Annotated in this window: 15 protein-coding genes; 10 read left to right on the top strand and 5 right to left on the bottom strand. The window is 43.7% G+C overall.

Features of this window, described 5'->3' with window-relative positions:
- Positions 1 to 207 precede the first annotated feature (207 nt).
- The 3 genes from B9N89_RS10430 (at position 208) to B9N89_RS10440 (ending at position 5,294) form a co-directional block, all read left to right on the top strand.
- Positions 208 to 3,483, top strand: a complete 3,276-nt coding sequence (locus B9N89_RS10430; protein WP_132317709.1) for a SpoIIE family protein phosphatase — start codon at positions 208 to 210, stop codon at positions 3,481 to 3,483.
- Positions 3,484 to 3,882: 399 nt separating this feature from the next.
- Positions 3,883 to 4,230 (top strand): hypothetical protein, encoded by a 348-nt coding sequence (locus tag B9N89_RS10435; protein WP_132317707.1) that lies wholly within the window; start codon positions 3,883 to 3,885, stop codon positions 4,228 to 4,230.
- Positions 4,231 to 4,409: 179 nt separating this feature from the next.
- On the top strand, positions 4,410 to 5,294 hold the full coding sequence (locus B9N89_RS10440; RefSeq protein WP_159455289.1) for a TIGR02147 family protein: 885 nt from the start codon (positions 4,410 to 4,412) through the stop codon (positions 5,292 to 5,294).
- A gap of 89 nt (positions 5,295 to 5,383) precedes the next feature.
- On the opposite strand, the gene B9N89_RS10445 is transcribed toward B9N89_RS10440, so the two are convergent.
- The 5 genes from B9N89_RS10445 to B9N89_RS10465 form a co-directional block, all read right to left on the bottom strand.
- Entirely contained in the window at positions 5,384 to 6,169 is a 786-nt protein-coding gene (locus B9N89_RS10445; RefSeq protein ID WP_132317703.1) for a Rieske (2Fe-2S) protein, read from the bottom strand.
- A gap of 38 nt (positions 6,170 to 6,207) precedes the next feature.
- Entirely contained in the window at positions 6,208 to 6,966 is a 759-nt protein-coding gene (locus tag B9N89_RS10450) for a substrate-binding periplasmic protein (RefSeq protein WP_132317701.1), read from the bottom strand.
- A gap of 108 nt (positions 6,967 to 7,074) precedes the next feature.
- The gene (locus B9N89_RS10455) at positions 7,075 to 7,656 is read right to left on the bottom strand and encodes a lipocalin family protein (protein ID WP_159455290.1); all 582 of its coding nucleotides are present in this window, start codon (positions 7,654 to 7,656) and stop codon (positions 7,075 to 7,077) included.
- Between the two features lie 138 nt (positions 7,657 to 7,794).
- Positions 7,795 to 9,948 carry a patatin-like phospholipase family protein gene (locus B9N89_RS10460; RefSeq protein ID WP_132317697.1) on the bottom strand — a complete coding sequence of 718 codons (2,154 nt, stop codon included), beginning with the start codon at positions 9,946 to 9,948 and terminating at the stop codon, positions 7,795 to 7,797.
- 33 nt (positions 9,949 to 9,981) lie between these two features.
- A complete protein-coding gene (locus B9N89_RS10465) occupies positions 9,982 to 11,844 on the bottom strand; it encodes a sensor histidine kinase (RefSeq protein ID WP_132317695.1) in 1,863 nt (620 codons plus the stop codon).
- 304 nt (positions 11,845 to 12,148) lie between these two features.
- On the opposite strand from B9N89_RS10465, the gene B9N89_RS10470 reads away from it, so the two are divergent.
- From B9N89_RS10470 to B9N89_RS10500, 7 genes are all read left to right on the top strand, one after another.
- Positions 12,149 to 13,078: a hypothetical protein gene (locus B9N89_RS10470; protein WP_132317693.1), complete on the top strand. Its 930-nt coding sequence runs from the start codon at positions 12,149 to 12,151 to the stop codon at positions 13,076 to 13,078.
- A 20-nt stretch (positions 13,079 to 13,098) separates the two neighbouring features.
- Positions 13,099 to 13,860, top strand: a complete 762-nt coding sequence (locus tag B9N89_RS10475) for a helix-turn-helix domain-containing protein (protein WP_132317691.1) — start codon at positions 13,099 to 13,101, stop codon at positions 13,858 to 13,860.
- A gap of 283 nt (positions 13,861 to 14,143) precedes the next feature.
- Positions 14,144 to 14,683 carry a hypothetical protein gene (locus tag B9N89_RS10480; protein ID WP_132317689.1) on the top strand — a complete coding sequence of 180 codons (540 nt, stop codon included), beginning with the start codon at positions 14,144 to 14,146 and terminating at the stop codon, positions 14,681 to 14,683.
- A 242-nt stretch (positions 14,684 to 14,925) separates the two neighbouring features.
- Positions 14,926 to 16,929 (top strand): TonB-dependent receptor plug domain-containing protein, encoded by a 2,004-nt coding sequence (locus tag B9N89_RS10485; protein WP_132317687.1) that lies wholly within the window; start codon positions 14,926 to 14,928, stop codon positions 16,927 to 16,929.
- A 9-nt stretch (positions 16,930 to 16,938) separates the two neighbouring features.
- The gene (locus tag B9N89_RS10490; RefSeq protein WP_132317685.1) at positions 16,939 to 17,646 is read left to right on the top strand and encodes a hypothetical protein; all 708 of its coding nucleotides are present in this window, start codon (positions 16,939 to 16,941) and stop codon (positions 17,644 to 17,646) included.
- Positions 17,639 to 18,583 (top strand): type 1 periplasmic-binding domain-containing protein, encoded by a 945-nt coding sequence (locus B9N89_RS10495; RefSeq protein ID WP_132317683.1) that lies wholly within the window; start codon positions 17,639 to 17,641, stop codon positions 18,581 to 18,583. The genes B9N89_RS10490 and B9N89_RS10495 overlap by 8 nt, the downstream gene beginning before the upstream one ends.
- Before the next feature lie 134 nt (positions 18,584 to 18,717).
- Complete coding sequence (locus tag B9N89_RS10500) at positions 18,718 to 21,189, top strand: HAMP domain-containing protein (protein ID WP_143478160.1); 2,472 nt, start codon at positions 18,718 to 18,720, stop codon at positions 21,187 to 21,189.
- Positions 21,190 to 21,195 lie beyond the last annotated feature (6 nt).

The following is a 21,195-nucleotide window of genomic DNA, read 5'->3' on the forward strand; positions in this document are numbered from 1 at the left end:
GACACTTCGCCCCAATTTGGTACTAGTGCTTAGTCACATTGGATTCTCAGCTAGGCGTCGAGGAATGATTGAGGAGATAGTACTCCCGTACAGCGACGATTGAGAGACGAAGACAACAACGCTGAGGATTCAATGTGACTAAGCACTAGGAAGAAAGCTCCTATTGCTTAAGCTCAGCATATACCGAACCCTATCCTGGGAGGCTTCATGGCAAAACTTTGTAAGATCGTCATCGGGTGTCTTGTGATGATGGCGTTTCAACCAGCATTCGCTCAAGTACTAGACCTTTCCCAGGTGACTTGGAATAAACCTATTCCAGTTCCTACCACTTGGAAATTTTACGATGGGCACTTCGAAGCTGAAGACATCAATGAAGTTCTTAAGAATTTTGAGCAACTCGAAGACAAGCCGTTTCAAAGAGTCAGTTTCTTCGACCCTTCCCTCCCCCATCGCGCCGGCTGGTTTTTCCTCAAAGTGATTGTCTCCGCATTTCCAGAGCCCATGGCAATAAACCGTTTCCTGGCAAACATCCCTTTTGAAGTCTATATCCTACCTGAGATCACCAGCAAACTCCCGCCCGCAAGCCTGATCCGTGGCGTCCCCGGCTTAAGTCCCAAGGATAGCCATTACCAGAACCACCCCGGGTTCGCCGCTATTCCAAAAGACATAAAAGAATCGTTTTTCATCGCAGTAAAAGTCAGTAGCCCCCACGGCACGAGGAACTTGAATTTCCTAGAAACTCCTCAGATTCAGTCTCTCTCATCTGCAGAGATCGAAAATCGAAATCAGCGCCTACAAAATTTCTTTCTACTTGGTTTGGTCAGTCTTGCCTTTGTCTATTCGCTATCATTATTCTGGCAAAGGCACGAAGATCGAGGGAGCTTTTGGCTAGCCTGCTTCGCAGCAGCATTCCTGTATCGATACCTTGGTACCGAACATATTCTACCTTACATCATCACTCACCCCCCTTACTGGTTGAGCCAATCCATGGCCTTCGCGAGGGCATTGGGACACGCTCTGATGCTGGCCGCGATCTTACACCACTCCTACTACACCATCAAAGGCATTCCCAAGAAGATGATAAGAATTTCTTGGATCATAGTCTTCGCACTATTTCTTACGGCGTTGATTGCTCAACATCGATTGTTCACACTTTTCATCCTTAGTTTTCTCTACTGCTTTTTCTATGGTATTCTCTTAATCTATTGGGTCGGAAAAGCTTGTTATAGACGAGAAGACGAAGCATTTGGGCTCGTTTTCGGTATTACGATCCTATTTTTTACGAGTTTAAGCGATTTCTTAGTATTCCAGAATCAATATGATAGCCCCTATCTTTTTCAATTTGGCATACTACTGTTCATTGTCATACAAAATCAATTTGTTGGTCAGCGCTTTGCTAAAACTTTCCGAAAAACGGAAACTCAAGCTCTAACCTTAGAACTCATGAACCATAAGCTCATCGAGCAGGAACGATCACGAACCCTATTTTTCCAAAATACTTCCCATGAGCTTCGAACACCGCTCAACGGCATTATAGGTTTTCTTTCTCTAATTGAATCTGGTCACTATGGTTCCATTCCTGAAAAGGTTCGTGAGCAAGTCGGAAAGGTTCATAGGCTTTCTAATGCCTTGATGAACCAAGTAAATATGATTCTCGATCTCGCTAAGGCACGACGAGGCAAGCTCGACCTAAAAATCTCACAGTTTAGCTTTGAACAGCTCGTAAAAAATACGAAAACTCTCGCTGAATCCCTTCATAGTGCCAATAAAAAAGTGAGCTACTACATCGAGCATCGAAACAGCGGTGCAGCTACCTTGAAGAGCGACCTTAATAAGATTGAAACTATCATTCGCAACCTTGTGGGCAATGCCTTCAAATTCACAAAGCAAGGTAAATCGAACCATATTGCGATTCGTCTCTCCCGCAAGAAAAGTGTCTTTATAATCGAGGTAAAAGATCAAGGGATCGGGATACCGCCCTCTGAGATTAACCGCATTTTCGAGGAGTTTCAACAAGTTGATGGTGAGGCAAGAAGAAGTTATGAAGGTACAGGTCTTGGATTAACGATGGTGAAGCAACTCACCGAGTCTCTTGGTGGCACGATCAATGTCATAAGTCAGCTCAATCAAGGCTCAACTTTTAGAGTCGAACTGCCTATTGATCACGATTCAATGACCCATGAACAACTCCATTCAGATCAGGAGTCTCAGGAGCCTGCATCAAGTAAGCCATCTCAAATATCTGACAACCATTCATTGTCCCATGTCATTGAAGAAGAATTTAAACGTCCACTAGTGAACAAAGATGAGTTTAAGATAGTTGTCATCGATGATAACCCTATAAACAGTGAAGTGATTCAAGATATTTTAGAGAACGAAGGGCTTCACTCAACAATCTACTCATCCGGAGCTACTGCCCTAGAAAACATGGCTCAAGATATGCCCGATTTGGTTCTACTTGATATGATGATGCCCGACATTTCAGGAGAAGACATTCTCAGAGAAATGCGTTCACGACCCGACCTGCAACATATTCCAGTGATTCTAGTAACCGCACGAGCATCTCAAGAAGACCTTCTTTTTGGCTTGAGGCTTGGAGCCGATGATTATCTGTCCAAACCTATAATCTCTGATGAAATGGTTTTAAGAGTAAAAAATACCTTAACGAGGGTGGAGTTCAGTAAGGCTTCAACAGAGAAAAATTTGCTGGAGATGGCGTTGGCCTCTGCTCAATCCTTCCAAGCCAATGATGCTCATAAAACCCATAAAAACTTTGTCGTTGAACATTTCTATCAGAGCGCAGAGATTTCTGGTGGCGATTGGTTTGGTCATTTCTTATCAGATGATGAAAATCGAATCTACCTGGTCATTGGGGATGTAACCGGTCATGGGATGGAATCAGCGGTATTAACGGTTGCGGCTGCCGGCGCAGTACAATCCTGTATTAGCACGATTCGGCATATCAATCAAAACTTACCCAAGGATAAGGCCCTAGAGATCTTAGCTCACGCAGTTAACGGTTCAATCATCAACGCTGGAAAGCATATCCAACGGGCAATGACTATGGCCCTAGTGAGTATCGACTTGGAAACTGGCGCTGGTTGCTATCTCAATGCAGGACACAATAGTATCATTCGAATTTCAGATCAGAAGGGTCATTCGATTCTTGAGCCTGGCTCTCCACTCGGCTTCTATCAAAATCCCGAGTACGGCATTCGAGACTTTCAATTACATCATCAGGATATGCTATTTCTCTATACCGATGGTCTATTAGAGAACAAAGGCCCTGATGGAAATCGAGTTAAGACAAGAATGCTTTATCGTACGATCTGCCCTAACCAAAATCCGAAGGCCGTAAAGCAAGCTGTTATGGATAAAACCCAATCCATATGGAAATCCGAACAACTGTCCGATGACTGTAGCTTCCTGGTATTTCAGTGGCTAGATGCTAGTAAGTTGGATCAAACCAAGCGGGTTAGCTAGGAGGAATCTTTCTATTTTGAATCACCCCCTTGTTTTCCCCCACTGAATCCTTGGTATAATACCTTATCTCATCGATGTTAAATGGAGTTTTTCATGGTCGTTCAGCTCTTCATGAAATTTTCACTTGGTTTTAGTAGTAGTTTCAGCCCAAGCATCACTAGCGTACGTTGTTGGCGGTGAAGAAGTCAATAATTACCCTTACTACAGCTTTGAAGGTAGGGCTGCTAAAGGACGACTCAGACCTTGACTTTAAGTTTCCTGACAATCCCCACTGGCGCAAAGACTTGAAAAAAGGAAAGGAAGGGGAAATATCATATTCTCTTCCCATTGCACACTATATAGACGGCACCATGGTGCTTCCTGAGAACAGGGACGCACCTCCTAGTAGGATTAAAAAGCTTGCCCTGCTTCGTTGGCTTCACTCCCTACAGCTACTTAAGCCTTGTTAAACAGGAAGAAGTAGTCCTAGTCAAAGAAAATACCATGGAGAGCGTGATCAAGCATGTCTTCGAAGGCACAGCTGATGGCGCGTATCTCAACGTTGAGGTCGCAAGATACGTTATGAAAAAATCGTTTGCCGATAGGATGCCCCTAGTTTTTAATCCTAGGATGTTACATGACAAAGGTGGCTACTTGGTATCTACAACGAAACACCCAAGCCTTATCAATGATCTCAATCAGTTTTTAAAAAGCTCAGATATTCGCAATCAGGTTTTGGAAAAATTTGGTGTCGCAAAGCAATTTTGATCCAATACCCCCCCAAAGCACTAGCTATGAGGTGGCTGGTGCTCCACAGACACCAATTTCCCTTCAAGCTTCGCATAAATTCGTATATCTATCTGTATTTATTATATTTTATGCAGAAACTCAAGGGACAGGAATTTTCTGTCGATAGGATGTTTGACGTAAAGCTAGGGAGGTCTAACATGGCGCGAGCACTCATTCAGGAAGTTGTGGACGACACCCATGTTTTCGACTATCTTGACTACAAATCCTTTCTTGGGGATCTCTATCACAAGCTAAAGCAAAGCGATTCTCAGTACTCTTATATGAAATTTTCAGCCGACCTAGGACTCACGGAAACAAACGTTTCCAGCCATATCATCCATGGTCGACGACCACTAACCATTGAAGCGGCGAAAAAGGTAGTTAAGTCGCTAGGAATGAAGAAGCTCAAGCGAAAGTACTTCCTCGCATTGACCGACTACATTAACGAAACCGACCCCAGTCTTCGGGATCAAAAATTTCAGTCCTTATTTGCGATTAAGCAAGAGAGTCTGCCCGACAGTCTACAAGAACAGATGACCTACTTCTCCCAATGGTACTATCCGATTATCGGTGAGTTGGCAAGAGTCGAAGGTTTCCAAGCTGATTACAAGTGGGTGAAAAAAAACCTCTGGCCTAATATCACACCAAAGCAATTTGAAAAGGCTATTGAAGTCCTCAAGCAGGTAAAAATCTTAAAAGACGGGGAGCGAAGCTCGGATCTGAATCGCACCGATCTCGATTTCTCACCAGGTCATGCCACAAGAGATATTTCTGTCAGTAAATACCATCAACAAATGATAAAACTTGCAGAGCAAGGACTGTCAGCCATCACAGAGAAGAAACGGAATTTCAGTTCCATGACCGTAGTATTATCACGGGAAAACGCTAAGAAACTGAATCAACTGGTGCTTGAATTTCAGCGTAAGGTATTAGAGCTAGAGGCTTCCAATACTGCCGGCAAGGATGTTTATCAGGTTAATGTTCAGTTATTCCCATTTACCGACGGCGACGATATTTGGGCAAGTGATAGTAGTGAAGGTTAATAGCTATGATGATTGTGATGTTTCACGCTCATCTTTGGGTAGACCCTAAATCGACCGGGTAGTTTGCCGCCATAAAGGGTAAAGAAAGACTATTGAAAGCAGGCAAACAACCGCCCTCCGCTCTCTTCGATCCGTGGACAAGCCAATCGCCATCTATCATTCTGACAAGTACCATCATCGATTCGAAACCTGTAACCATGCCATGGACACTCTACATGATCACCATTAATATGACTTGTATCAAGCTCCGCCAGCATATGAGGGCAGGTGCTAGAGAAGGCCCGCCATACCCCTTGATGTTGCAACAACCAAAAACTAAATTTGCCACGCGAAAATTTAAACGGTTGGTTCTGTCGGATAACGCTCTCGTCACCCAAGTCTAGTGGTGAAGCTAGGTCACATTCTTGAGACCTCTTCAAACGATCAAGTTGCTCTTGTCTTTCCACCATCATTGCGGCGTCTTCTTCATAGAGTCTTTTATAGGTAATCTTGGTGAGCCAAGCGAGTGGAATCAAGTGCAGCTTTCGTAGTGGAACAAAGAACTGAACATCGACTTCGATCAAGCGTTCTTGTAAGGGCTTTACTTTGGTATGGACAATCATACCCTTCTGAATACCGTCCAATATCTTCACCTGCCACAGTCTTCGCTTTCGGCTACCATATAGGCTGAACTTTTGCGACAGTCCTAGTATCTTCGGCTCGATGACGCTCTGAGCCTTAAAATACTGGCGACCGACTTCGATCAGCCGCAGTTCTGCAAAAGTTGATGAGTGCAAATGAGGAAGGTGTTCCCAGTCATAAACGTTTTCGAAGATTCTAACGAGACTAACTGGAATCCGACGATGGTATCTTGCTACTTGGAGATGCTTCAACATGGATACAATCTTTCTACTTGGAATGGTCTCAAACAGTGCTACAGCTGATATTTCTTAAGGTATTGACTGACTATCTTGGGAATCTCCCCTGTTTCCCTCAGCTTCTTTAAGCCTTGATTGAAAGAATCACGGAGTTTTTCGTCAACGAAGTAAAGAAATCGTGGGGCTTTATCAAACAAAAAATGAACCTTAAAATGCTTTTCATCAAAAGCACTTTGGATGCGATAATAGTGAAATATCTTTTCTTCCAACAAGATCGCTTCCACGCGACCTGCCATGAGCAAGGGAACCTGGGTTTTTTGATTTGTTACTTCGAAGTAGCCAGGATTTTTCGCGATGGCGTCTGCCAAGCCTTTGTGAAAACGGGATGCATTTTGAAATGCGGCCAGGTTGATCGTTGATAGGTCTTCCATCTTCTTAATGTCCCGTATAAAACTCGACTTCGTCACAACGACATTGCGGTAGTGAATCACCGGATCGGATTTGTGGGTCGAAGCATCCCCAGGAGAAGCGAAAGCAGCATCGATACTACGATGATTAAGTTCTTTCAAAATACGAAGATTCGAAGCGTAAAGGAATTGGGTCTTGACACCTGCATAGCTAAAAGCCCTATCGATCACGTCGATAACTATTCCATTCCGTTCCTCGAAGAAAACATATGGGGGAGTTGAATTTGATATCATGACGGCAACATAATCTCGATCGCCTAAATCTTTCTGAGCCTTACCGAGTACTTGCCACTCACTAGCTAGGAGAATCTGAAAAACAATTAACAATTTGCAAATTTGCGCGTTCATAACGAGTACCTCATCTTGCACTCGCTATCTTATAAATAAATTAGCTTATTGACCAGGCCTTATAGGAGCCCCAGCAAACGGGGCTACCTAGGCAGTATTAATAAACTATTAGTCTTGAGGGGTCAGAACCAAGTCGTTCACACGGTCGCCGTAACCATGTTTCATCGCTGCTAGTGAAAGCAGATCATTGTACACGTCGAGATCTAGTTCAGGACCTCGTGCGATCACGAAAAGATTCGTTCTTGCTGGATTGCCAACCAACGCGTATTCATAGTTCTCACCAACTTCCAGAACCCAGTAGTCACCTTCTACAGCGAATCCTCGGTAGTACTTATCACCGAAGGGAAGATACGCGGAGAGCGGCCTCAAAGTTAGGTCGAAAACCGCTTCCTCGGAACTCAAAGGTGCCGCCACACCAAAGATTCGCTGCTTGAGTTTCAAGCCAAAGATATTCACATCACAAACATTTTCCACTCCAACAGTACCATCCTCAAGAGGCTCGTAGATTGCTTTAGTATTGCGACACAGCCCCTGTGTATCGTTGGAATTAGGAATTCTAGCGATTTCGTACCACTCACCTACATAGCGATCGAGCTCAAGACCTTGGACTGGAATCGGATCTTCAGCATGGGCAACAGCAGAGAACGACGACAAACACGAGGCCAAAACAACACTCTTAATAAAGTTCATAACAACTCCCAAATTTAGATAAAAACTACGAGCTGGGTTGTAGGCCATCGGCTAGTGGAAATACATGCAGTGAATTGTTGCAATTCTAGGTATTTACTGAAATGCAATTTATCAATACTGAATGGTAAGTACTTTCATCTAGGGGAAATATTGCTGATAGCCTAATGCGAAGTACGCCCGAGCACTCCTCAAAGGTTCATTGCTAGGTGTATGGGTCCACCCCATGCTAAGCCTCAAGCGTTCGATAAAAGATAGGGTCGCATGAGGTAAAGCCATCAGACCATAGCAGTGATACGTTCGCTTCGGGTCATCGAGGCACTTACTGCGCTCCGACTCATCGCTACTTGGAAAGCGATACGCTAGATCGTATCCTATTCTTAGTTGAAACAAGCGACCTGTTAGAGAAGCTGGCTCCCAGGCTAAACCTACTGCCGGTGCTAAAGCGTAGGCTCCAGGTTTATCGGCAGTCCAGGGCAACCCATCCACCACAAGCCGAAGGTTCCAACGCAACCAAGGAAATCGCGAGCTACCAAGCTTACCAGAGAAACCTGCACTTGCCTGAGTACCAAGTTCTCCATAAATAAATGAGTTCACTGGAGTATACTGAATTGATTGAATCAACGGCAAGCGCACCACATCCACAACATCAGCAACCTCGTCAGGTTGCGTGAGTGTGTATTCAGACAAAGCACCATAGAAACGACGCTTCAGAGAATCCAAGACATCACTCGATTCCTCTATTTTGAGGTCCTTAAATTGAAACCCTTCCTGAACCAAGAGGCGAATAGTGTAGTTTACATCACTCTCATCGATCTGCATAACATCTGTAGGCAACCATGGAACCTGACCATCAATAAGAGGCTCGCGTCGCACTGCACGCTGGCAGATTCGATGCTTGGTTTGATAGTTTTTTTTCATCCTCAGGCAAAAGTTATAGAGTTTTTTGATGGCTACTCGATAGAGGGCCTGTAGATTGCCATCGATCTCATCAGACCGACCGACGCAGTCATCGCCCATTTGACCTTTCTGGATAAAACCATCAAAGCATTTGAGACGGCTCCAGGCCTTCCCCTTATAAACATCCTCGGGCCGATGCTTCGGGCTAGGTTTCGTATCCCGGGTTAAACGCATGCCATCATACATGCCCATAATAAAATCAAATCGACGAAAATCTTTTTCTAGAAAGCCAAAGAAACCTTCTAACGGCTCGCTAGCTCTAGGAAAATAGCTTTTGGTGCTAATTATTTGCTGCCCCAAGCGAGGATTCTCTATTAGAAAGTTATAAAGTTCGCTCTGCCGCGCTTGGCTAAACACATAGCTAAAGAGCTGAACGCCATTATCGATCACACTCCCCTCATCCTCTTTAACAATTTCATCCTCTGTTGGAAACGCTGTTGCATTGATATCAAGGTATCCAAAAATCATCGAGTCACGTTCATTTTCTAAAAAAGCTTCACTCAATTGGAAAGCTTTTCGAATTGGCCAATTATCAAATAGCCCGCCATCGATAAATAGATCTTCTTCAATCTCATCGGGCGAGCAGCCCAACTTAAACTCTCTTTGATTTAGCAGACAATTGGCAATTTTAACTGGTGGAAAAGCCAATGGAAAAGCAGACGATGCAAAGAGTAGGCTACCAATAGTATCTAAAGTTTCAGAGGGATCTGGGGGATAAATTACATACACCTGTTTTTTATTGGGATTGCCAAAGAAGAAATTAGAGACCTTCGGCAATCGATTAGGCCCTTGCCCCTGAATATGAATCGCAAAATGCTCCGATGTTCTCATTACCGAGAAGTCTGGCGTCACAGAAATTCGTTTAGGGAACTTCCGTGTGGCTGAAACGCCGAGTACCACATCGCATGTTTTTGGTAGTCCCCCTTCCCATAAGCTTCTTACATTTTCTAAGGCCTGCTGAAGGCTGCGTCTGGAAAAGATATTATCGTGGGTCATATCTCCTGCAACGATCAGCTGATCGAGCCCGTTAGGAATCCAGGTTTCCCAAAATAGACTTTTTTCAGGATCCGGCGTCTGTGGTCGACCGCAAGTTTCCAGAACAGATAAAAACGAATTCACCGAACCGGCAGAGGTTCCCGTAAAGATCTTCATATCAAAATCAGAATTTAACTTCGTGGTTTCTGTAGCGTAGTAGAGAAGACCGGCTTGATATGCGCCTAATGAAACGCCTCCGCTTACGATAATAGCCATATTTCCTTTTTTGGGTTGCTTCCCATAGGCCATGCCAGTAATTAGAAGGCAGGTGGCTATAGCAGTCCTAATCGTTTGAGTCATTTAGCATCTACCTATACGATCAAAATCTATTTTTTATGAAGCTTCCTGAGCAACAAACTGTGTTGACAATGGGATGGAAACTCGAAATATCGTAGGATCCTTACGCTGTAGGATTTCAATGGTACCCTTGCAAGATTGGATCAGCTGCTTCGCAAAAAACAAATCAAGCCCCATACCGCCTCCAATATCCTTCGTTGTGGAAAATGGATCAAACATGACATCGAAAATTTGGTCTGCGATTCCATCTCCGTAGTCAACCACATCCACTAAAAGAGTTTCCTTTTGTTCATCCATGATCACTGTAACCCGCCTACCTTCTCGATCGGAGCGTCGATCTAGAGCGTCGAAGGCATTTTTAATCAGTGCCTGGAGTGCGCGTTGAACCTTCTCTAAATTAATACGGATCTCCTGGTCATCTGCTACGCGGCAGTCAATCTCTAGATTCTGGTCTGCAAAATCTCGCTTCACCTCGTCGACAAGCTCTCGAATCGGCAAATTTCGATATGGTCCCATGCGTGACTGCTTCTGAGTAAGGTCAATCAACTGTCGGTTAATGGTCGTGATCCTAGCGACAGCACCGAGCATCCGTTGGTAGTTTTTCTGAAGAAGCTCCGTAGCATCATCCCGTTTTAAAATTTTAGGTGTCAACTCCGCGCACCCTCGAATGATGGCTAGCGGGTTATTAAACTCGTGAGCAACCCCTCCCACTAGTTTACTAATGGCCTGTTCCTTCGTTTTAATGGCTTTGATTTCCGCAAGATCCTTTTGAACTCGTGTATTTAAAAGATCTTGGGAAATCTGTAGATATCGCCTGATCGAGACACTGACAACGAGAGTAATCATAATCAGATTTGTATAGGTAAACGTTGAAAACTCAATATCAATCACTCGCATCGCCATCAATGATTCCAAAATTGCCCCGAGACAAATAATAAGCAATCCTCGGAACAAGTAGCGGTACAAGCGATCACCACGGATCGCATGGTATACAATTACTATGGAAATCGCGACTAGATTTATCAGATTGATGACATTGAAGCTAAATCCATGTTCCCAATACTGTCTGAAGCCCAAAGTCCAAGATAGAAGGGCGTATGTAATATGCATGATCTGAGAGCCAATGGCAGCACTTATAACTATTGACCGTCTATTTTCTAAAACAGCTTGAATTCCGGAAAAACCGGTTATGGGCAGTAGCCACATACTCAACATCTCGATCTTCGCCCACAGCACTGGGTCATCGTGAACGAGAGGTGCTATAGGACTGATAGAAAAGATGAAAAAACCTGAGAAAAGGGCGTATACACTAAGAAACACCACACCATAGTTAATAACTCGATTGACACATACGACTAAACCCATCACAAAAAAAGCTAAGTGAAGCCCTACACTCAGCAAGGTGCTTGTATACTTTTGAACGATATTTTTTAGCATAAGCTGATGAGACCCTAGCTCGGGGCTCCGCCGAATACCGATCCGGCTATGACTCGAGTTTGCTATGACTTTTAGCACTTTGCCTTGGAAATGGTCGGGCAAACGCACAATATGCCAACGGAAACCATAAAAATCTTGTTTACCTGTCGCTTCCAGGTTTCCGTACTTGAAGATAGGCTTGTCATCAAGGGTGATAACAAAGCTATTGTAGACTCGAAAAAAGTAGATTGCAGGGTCTTCAATCTTAATATCTGGCAAGACAGTCTTCTGAATGATATAGCGCTTGCCTGGCTCGCGACCACTCGTCCCTGTGATAGTGATGGCCTCCCAATGGCTGGGCGACTCATGTAGGGCAGTAAGACGAGCTTGCTGCCAATTCTTTAGACGAACAAATTCTTGGCTCTTAGAGCAAGCGCCTAAGAACCCTACACATGCGAGCAGGAATATCAGCTTTGTGAACATGGCCCATTTCCCAGTTACACGAGGAGAAATTCTCCTGGGAATGACAAAATTCTGCCATCTTCTATCTTATCCCAAGACTGCTCCCCGCTCTTAGGCAGTCTTTTCCGATGATTAAACCAGCCTCTCAACGCTTCTGCTTACGAATCTATGAATTGGCGACATTTACCAGCTATCAATCTGATATTATTGGATATTGAGTATTCCGTGGGTTCTATTTTAAACGCCTCAAAACAGGTAAGATCAGTAGCTTAAGCTGGCGTCGATTTTGCAATGGTCAATCGAATATCAAAAAGGAAACACGCTTATGAGACTCTCGCCACTACTAATACTGACTATCCTATTCGCTGCTTGTAGCCAATACGAAGCTCCCGAGTTTTCCACTAAGCAAGGCGCTGTCGTTGAAGACGAAACGCCCAATGAAGATGTCGAAGCTATCGTTGATGAAGTTGAGCCTGAACTCGAAGAGGAAGTTGAAACTCCTGAAGAACCTGAAGAGAGTCCAATCCGAAGCTCCCAGGGAACCGGTGGACCCATCGGCATGAACGAGGTTAACTTTACAGATAGTAACAACCTTACCAGTTCCTACAAAATCATGGCTCCAGATGATGTCGCGACGAAGGTATATGGCCTTCATGTTCACTTTCACGGTGACGGTGGCGGAGGGTACCGAGACTTTCCTAATCAAGCGACTCGTTACGGCCTAATCGGCGTGACGGTTCGCGCTCCAAATCAAAATCTCCAGTGGGGTCGTGCTCAGGGAGTTGCTCACGCCCAGTTTTCACAGGATTTGATTCAGAACGAGATTCTAAAGAAATACAATATCGACCTCGATAAGATCTACTTTTCCGGTGTTTCCGGTGGTGCTTACTTTCTCTCGGGAAGTTTTCTGCCAGCCTATGGTAGCCAGTACAAATCCGGTGCGTTCTTAATGTGTGGCGGAGAAGCTCCTCGCACCGATATTCAAAACCCGGAGGTTTTTAAAGACTTTCGTATCCATTGGCAAGTGACTGCTGGCGAGCGTGCTGACATTACAAACTCTGTTCAACAGAGCGTCGCAGCCTATAAGGCAGTCCATGATCAAGTGCAAGGGGACCCAACCAAGCAGACAATCGAAACAACTGGTGCTGGTGGCCATTGTGAATTCTTTGAGATGGCTTATACACCAGGCATCCAGGCTATGGTCGACGCTAAGTTCAAAGTCGTCTTACCATCCGAACTTGCTGATCAACCGTAAGATAGGGAAAGCTTGAGTTCATGGGACAAAACTCTAGTATTACCTTTCCTAAAATAGCGAGCTGTTTACGTGATATTCTCAAAGAGCGCGGCATTACTTACCGCGCTCTGGCTGATATGCTCCAAGTTTCGGAAGGCTCTATAAAACACTTCTTTCGCAAGAAAGATGGTAATGTCGGCGAGATTTCTAGAATCTGCGAAGTCTTAGACTTCTCATTTTTCGACCTCGTATTGCGAGCCAAAGAGCACCGGGCACCTGGTTCTCAGCTTAGCCCCGCCCAGGAATCTTTTCTCATAGCAAACCCGCATCATTTCGACTTTCTCGATGAATTGATAATGAATAAAGGCAAGGTGGCTGAGATCCAGGCCAAGTATCAATTAACGGATGCTTCGGTAAGGCGCTACATTAATGACCTTGAAGAGGCAAGCTTCCTTGAAGTTCATCCAAATCGCATCAAGTTACTTTTAAAATCGCCAATTAGCTACTCTGAAGGTAGCTCCATGCCCAAATTCGTGGCCAAGCGCTGCGCAACCCGGGTGACCCAATTTTTATTCAGTGATGAAAATGATCTTTATCGTAAGCGATATGTCACTCGAACAGCTATGCTAAGCCAAGAAACTGGTAATCTTATCATTGCTAAACTTATGGACATCGGTAAAGAAATAGATGAGAAAAAACGTCATGAATGCGCCATCTACCCTATCGAAGATCTAGAAAGATTTGAGATCTTCGTTGGCGTCGCTCGTGATGACGATCCCCCTCGTGATATCATCGATCTCTAGGGTCAAATATCCGCACAGTTGAAAAATTCGAAAGATACCAGCATTTGTTGTATATTTTACCAATATCACAAGCAAACCTTAGTTACACGTAAAGGATCTCACCAAGCATTCATGTAGCAATACAAATCCAGCCGAACTGAGGAGTTCATAAATTTCAACTATTCAAATGCAAATCGTAGAAATCGGTCAACTATAAATTAAAACGCATCAAAACTATCCTAACAAGTCTAATTGGTTCTCGAATTGCAAAATTCCGATTACTAACCAACTACAGGAGACTGCGATGAACGTTTTAAGCCTAGCACTCACTTTAATACTTGCAATTCAATTTGGGTGCTCAAACGAAGAAGGAAACTCCCAAAAACAAGTGAAATCACCGGAAACAGAAGAACTCGACGGTTTGAGCTCCGCGAGTGAAGCAACTCCACAAGAACAAGAAACCCCGGAAGCTCCAGCTCCTGAAGAAGAACCAACTCCAGTAGAAGAACAAGAAGAGGAGAAAGAGGAGCAAAAACCTCGGCAAGACGAAGAACCTAGAGACACAGACACACCTAATGTTGTTGATGACTTTCAGGTGACTTTAAACTGCAACGCGGGGTTTGACCTCAGTTGGTCAGACAGTCAATCTAATAATGATGTTTCGACTAATGCCCCTTGCTCAGATATCAAGGTAGAGTGTGAAACTCTCGATATCCTTGGTACAGCTTATGATCTAATATCGTTCAAGTCATCGAACTCTACTCAAAGCAACGGCATATCGAAAGATCGCTGCCCGCTTCTGAAGAAGAAAGTAGAGGATGCAATCGCTGCTGAGTTACAATAAGCAATCCTAAGCTCATAGAACTGATACCGAAGCTCCACAGCACTTTTTACTGTGGAGCTTTCAGCCATTTTCCTAATTCCTACCATTTGAACCCTCCGAGGGTCTGTTTGCTTCGACTGAGGAAGACCCATAATTTAACCCACGCCATATTAGTAGTATTGAGAATAAACTTATTCCTTTCTAAAGCAAATTACCATGCTAGTATATGAAATACATAGACATCCTTAAGGCGGAGATGGTTCTTGAAGCGTCATGCCATGCTTATACTGATCGTCGGTAGCTTAGTTGCTCCCAAGCTGGCTTCTAGCTTTGAAGCAACACAGTCACTGGAGAAACTATTCAATCTAAGAATCGAGGTGTCTTCGACATCACCCGATACCCTTCTCAACAGCCCTTCTTCAGTATCGGTCATTGATCGCTATACGATCCAAGAGTATAATTTTCAGTCTATATCCGAAGCTATAGAAACCTTAGCTGGAGTCAGCGTTAACCGTAGTTACTTCTCCCACAACTTACCTGCGATTCGAGGTATCTTACAAGACAACTTTACCAACCGTGTTCTGATTCTGATCGATGGCGTTGCTAGCTGGATGTCTGTTACAGGTCACGGCGAGCTAGAACGCATCAATATCAATGATTTGGAAAGAATTGAGGTTTTGAAAGGCCCTGCGAGTGTTCTTTATGGCACCAACGCCTATTCGGGAGCAATAAATCTAGTCCTAAGAAGGCTACCGGACGAGAACACAGAGGATGTGATGGGGCAGCTCCAAACGTCCATCAGCACGAATTCCCATCTAAAATCAGCCAACGGTCATCTTCTCTATGCAGATCAAGACTTAACTTACTTTGTATCAGCCAGCGCTCAGCTACAGGAGGGCTTTGAATACGGAGAAGACAGCAATTTTGTCGACGAAGTGGGGTCAACCAGATACCACCTTGATTTTCAAGAAAGATCCAATTTTACCAGCAATGTAGAGCTCAAGACCAGCTTTGGTCTGCACAACCTGCTTATCAACTCATATTTAAATAATTATAGCTTTCTCGGAGCACGACCATTGATTAGTTCTGGTGTAGGGCAGTACTCCAGGACCGAGGGGGATCTTATAAATTACAACTTTACTAAAAGCATCGGCCAATCGAAACTGGTTGCTACCTTGAGCTATGACAGACAAGAAAGAGAGTATTCGCGTATTGCTGATGATACAGTCCGCGGCCGCATCGAAGGAACAAGGTCTTTTGGTAAACTATTGGGAACGCTCTCGATCGTTGACTCCCTCTCCCTTGACCTTGGTGTCGAGCATGAGTTAAGGAAAAGCCTGAAGTTTCAAATCTATAATCCAACCAATAAATTCGTTTTTAATGAGAACAATATGAAGAACCGCCAGGTAGCAGAAACCTCTCTATCAGCTCAATTCAGCTTCTACATGGATAGGTTAGCCACAAATTGGCCGTTAAGGTTCGTTCTTGGGGTTCGTCAAACTAGTAATGAAGCATTCGATAGCAACTTATCCATGCGAGCTACTGGAGTCTATACTATTTCAAAAACGTCAAGTTTAAAGTTCGTCTATGGTCAATCCTACCGTGCACCGAGCCTTTTTGAACTCTACTATGAAGATTCTCGCTCCGTGAACGAAATCTATGGCAATGAGGATTTGGAGCCAGAAACAAGCGACAGCACGGAGCTCGCCTACATTCTATCACCTTCTAAAAACTGGTTTCTCCAGATGACAGTATTTCAGGCAGAGTTCGATAATAAGATTATTCGAACGCGGCGTTTACCTAACTCCAGCAGCGATCTATCGTTGGGTTTCGTCAATAGTAACAAATTTTCAGCTAGAGGTTCTGAACTCGAAATTAAGTACATCAATTCCGAACTAATTGATGTAATGGCAAGTATTCAAAGTATCGATGGAGATGATGGTGACGCTGTTAATAACAAATATAACTTCAAGTTTGTGCCAGAGGTCAGCAGTAGTGTTGGCTTAAATAAAAAGTTCCGACGGTTGTCTGGCTCCTTCACCTATCACCATATAGGTAAAACCGAAGGGATGCTCGAAAGCATACCTGCCCAGAGTACTATGAACGCCTCATTTTCTATCCGTGGGAACTCTGGCACCCATACAATTAAAGTACAGAACCTCCAAAACAAGCAGATTGAATATCCGGAATACATTCGCGGAAACATAAATAGCCTATATTCAGGTCAAGGGCAGGATATCATGTACGACTTCTCCACAATCTTTTAAGGAGGGGTTATGAAGTACAATTGGCGTCTTCTATTTGGTATATTCATGATCCTAACAAGTACCAAGTCATACTCTAGAACATTGAATGTTTATTTCAGCTCAGGAATCAGCGCTAAGAAACGGCAGCAAATTCTCACCCAATCCAAACTCGGTTTCGATCAGATATTAGTGTTTGCAAAATTTAGAGAGTATATTCGCTATCAAAAGAAGAATCCTGCTGAATACCTTATACAGCCAGGAGCTTTGCCCGAACCACCTGGCTACCAATGCCGTCTTAGTTTTCAAATAGAAAGTCAGGGCAAATACAACTACTCGCTTATTACGATTGATAAAAACTGGACTTTAGCAAATACGAAACGTGGAGTTCTAGGAGTTGTCGATGAGGTCGGCCGACGTAATATCGATAATTTCACAAAGCAGATCTTACCAAAACTTGAGTTTAAACTCATTCGCTCGGTCGCGAAGCTAGAAGATCTTATGAGGCTTCTAGCCCTTGAGAACGCCAACTACATACTGATTGCTCCCCATAATCTCCAGCAGCTAAAGAAACAATTTCCCATGAAAACCTACCTAATTAGCCAGTCTAGGCCTATAGCCTACCCTCTTCTTTGTTCCAAGGGCACAGGCAAGATCGACCTACTAAAAATGGAATCATCAATTATCAAGAATTTAGGATTCACCTCAATAGCCTCTGCGATGGAGGTGAAACATGATTAAGATTTGCGTACTTCTATCGCTGATGACTTTATTCAGTAAAGTGGCTTTTGCAAACTCTCTGGTCATCATCCGCAAGGGATCAACAAATTTTGATATTGTAACAAAAAGCCTCATCAATGAGCTAGCTGGGGACTACTCAGTAACACAGGTCATCGTTGATGATAAAACAGAATGGCAGGAGATCAAACACAAGGTAGAATCAGCCAAACCGAAGCTCATTGTACTCATGGACAATCACTCAGTGGCATTAGGTCGTTTGGCGATAGAGAACCTTAAAGGAAACATACCTGCCATTGCAACAATGGCCCTCAATCTCAAAGAAGAACTCAAGAATAGCACTAACATTTCGGGAATCTCTTACGAAGTCCCTGGTTTTTCTATTATAAACTCGTTCCAATACACGATTAAAAAAGGAATCACACGGGTGGGAGTCTTCTACAGAGCCACCCAACATTGGCAACTAATCAAGAAGGCGAAACGCCAACTAACAAGAATCGGCATCAAACTTATTGCCTACAACGTCGAGAGCAAGGGTACTGGTCAATCGCGTGTCAATTCCTATTTAAGGAAAAAGCTCTATCGGATCGACCAGCTCGACGCCATTTGGTTACTCGCAGATAGCGTAATCTTGAATCAGCAAGCATTTAATCGTTACTGGCTCCCACTTTCAGATCGCATCCCGCTTATATGCCCACTAAAAAAGTTTATTGCCAAAGACATGAACTTTTGTACATTCTCTGCATTTCCAGCCCATGAAGAATTGGGCGGGCAGTTGGCTGAGATGGCTTTTTCAATTTTAGAAGATGGGACAAAGCCGAGCGACCTAGGTGTTCAAGACATCCTATCCGTTCGAAAAGGTGTCAATCAAACGAAGTTGAAGCACTTTAAACTAGAAATAAATCCAGCTACTAAATCAGACCTATACATCGCCCCATAGAACTCACCAGAAAACTTGGCCAACACACTATCAACTATCAGTTTTTATTAGTAATTATCATTCATCCCGAGATTTCACTAAGTCTCGCCTTTTAGCCGTCCGATCCCAGTATAAATAGCGTACTGGGGAATTGTGTGCTCTATAGATCCATAAAGACAAAGATTAGCTTATCGTCTTTAGGCGTTTCAGTCTCGTCAATACTGATTATGCTAGTGATCGTTCTCATCAACATTAACCAGATGATCGACGGGATGTCAGCTCTTTACCAGGAGCAAAGCGAGCGCACTAAAACTACGATACAAGAGAACTCTGAAGCCAATATTGTCAAAATTAGCAAATTTTATGAAGATGCATTGGTCACCAAGGCGATCAATCTACTTGAGAGGGATTTCCTCGTCTTGCGCGGTCAATTTGCTGACAATTCGATCGGCTGGATAAGTAATTTCTTGTACAATACATACCAGCTGGACGGCGATCTGATTCATGCAAGTTTCATCGCGATCCAAGGAGATCAGCCTGTCGTCTGGTATCTCATTAATGACCGATTCCCCAAAGGTATCAGCCTCCAGCGATCGAGCTTTGACACTGGCACCAAAACCCTAAGTGGTGTCTCGGGGAGTGATAATATTAGCATTCCCTACCCGACCCTTCAGACTATTCTTACTTCTGATGGCCCCCGTATCAAGCTGCTACAGCAAGGTAATAAGGAAATCGAAGTCTACGATGTATCCACTCCCATTTTTGACGGCGATCTAAGCGAGTTTCAAGATTTCAAAGATAATGGGGAACCGATTGGCTTCTTACATTATCAATTGACTCTGAAAAACATGATGGCTTCTATCGAAAGTGAAAGGAAACAAGCTGAAAATGCTGTAAACGCTCAAGAAGAAGAAACCCAAAGGCTTAGTGAAAGGACACAATCTTTAGGTGACGACCTTAAAATTAGAAGTATGATGATTGTTGCGGGCAGTGGATTTATAATTATCGTCCTCGGCTTAGTGACAATCAACTTGGTTACCAGTGCGATCATTCGCCCGATCGTTGACCTTAAAGATGGGGCTCACCGCATTGCTGAAGGAGACTACTCCACTCCACTAAAAGCTACAACCAATGACGAGATTGGATCTCTTAGCAGAAACTTCGAGTTCATGAGGGTGCAAGTCAAGACCTTTACCGACGACCTTCAAGGGCTAGTGGATGCACGAACTCAGGAACTTAAAATCGCTCTTGACGACTCTCGTGAACAAAGGCAGAAAATCGCCGAGATCATGGAGAAGATAGAGCAGGGAATCTTAACCTTCGATCAATCTTTCAAAATTGAACCTGAATACTCAGGCTATCTAGAAAAATTATTTCAATTAAAAGAAAAAGAAATCGTTGGACAGAATGTTTTCGATACACTATTCGCAAACCATCAAACCTCCAAAGACTCCTGGGACCAAATGAAGCAGTCAATACAGTGTTCCTTTAAAGAAGAACCGCTGACTTGGCAAATTAATGCAGATCACTTGATCAGAGATACCCGGGTTGTGATTGACCATGAGATAAAAACATTCGAGCTTGACTGGACTCCAATCGAACGAGATGGACTGGTTGAACGAGTGATGCTTTCCATTCGCGATCTGACCGAGCAAAAGGAAATGGAACGACGAGCCAAGGAAGCCGATCAAGAGAACGAACGCATGCTGAGAGTTATCTCTCACTATATTCAGTACGATCAGAAACGTACGAAACAATTCTTAAGCCAAACAATTCCAAGAATTGAAGCACTCGACTTGTTCGATGATAAAAGGAGAGTTCTAAGAAGTCTGCACACCCTCAAAGGTGATGCCCGAGTTGCTAGGTTTGATGATCTGGCTGAATCCATTCATCGAGCGGAAAGTACTTTGAAAGCAGAGGATAGTGCGGAAAGTACTTACAATGAAATGATATCGTCCCTCAAGACACTTTGGCTAAGGGATCTAAATCACTACTATAAGACTATTCAACTCATAACAAGTCAAGATGAAAAACAAGACGAGCAAGCAAAAACGATTCTCGGTGCTATTGATGGAGTACTCACCGATTTATCAGACTATGTTTCTAAAGAAGGTTTTTGGCTTGAAAGCTTTTCTTTATCAGACGAAATTATCACATGGAAACCCGCAGGGCTTACAATGCTTACCGAATGCATTATGCATGGACTGAACAATTCAGTGGATCATGGGTACATACTAGCTAAGAAAGGCGACCCTCACCAGCCCGCTGGAATCAACCTTGATGTTTTCACGAAGCGAGAGAATGATTTGATCGTAATCGATATAATTGACCATGGGGCCGGTATTGATCCTAAGTTTGCAGAACATCGCGCAAAATCTCTTGGCTTTGTACCAAATGAGAATGAGACCATCTTTGATGTCCTATTTCTGGACGAAGTCTCAAGCCAAACTCAGGCAACCTCAAGAAGTGGCCGAGGAGTAGGACTAGCAGCTGTAAGAGAGATTATTACAGAGTTGGGTGGAACAGCATCGATAAGCTCTGAAAATGGAATGACAATTTTGCGACTGAAAGTGCCTTCCGATCAGCTCCTTACAGGCAGGCGTCAAGAGAATCAATCAGCTTCATAGGAGAAG

It is taken from the genome of Pseudobacteriovorax antillogorgiicola (assembly GCF_900177345.1).
Taxonomy (GTDB): Bacteria; Bdellovibrionota_B; Oligoflexia; order Oligoflexales; family Oligoflexaceae; genus Pseudobacteriovorax; species Pseudobacteriovorax antillogorgiicola.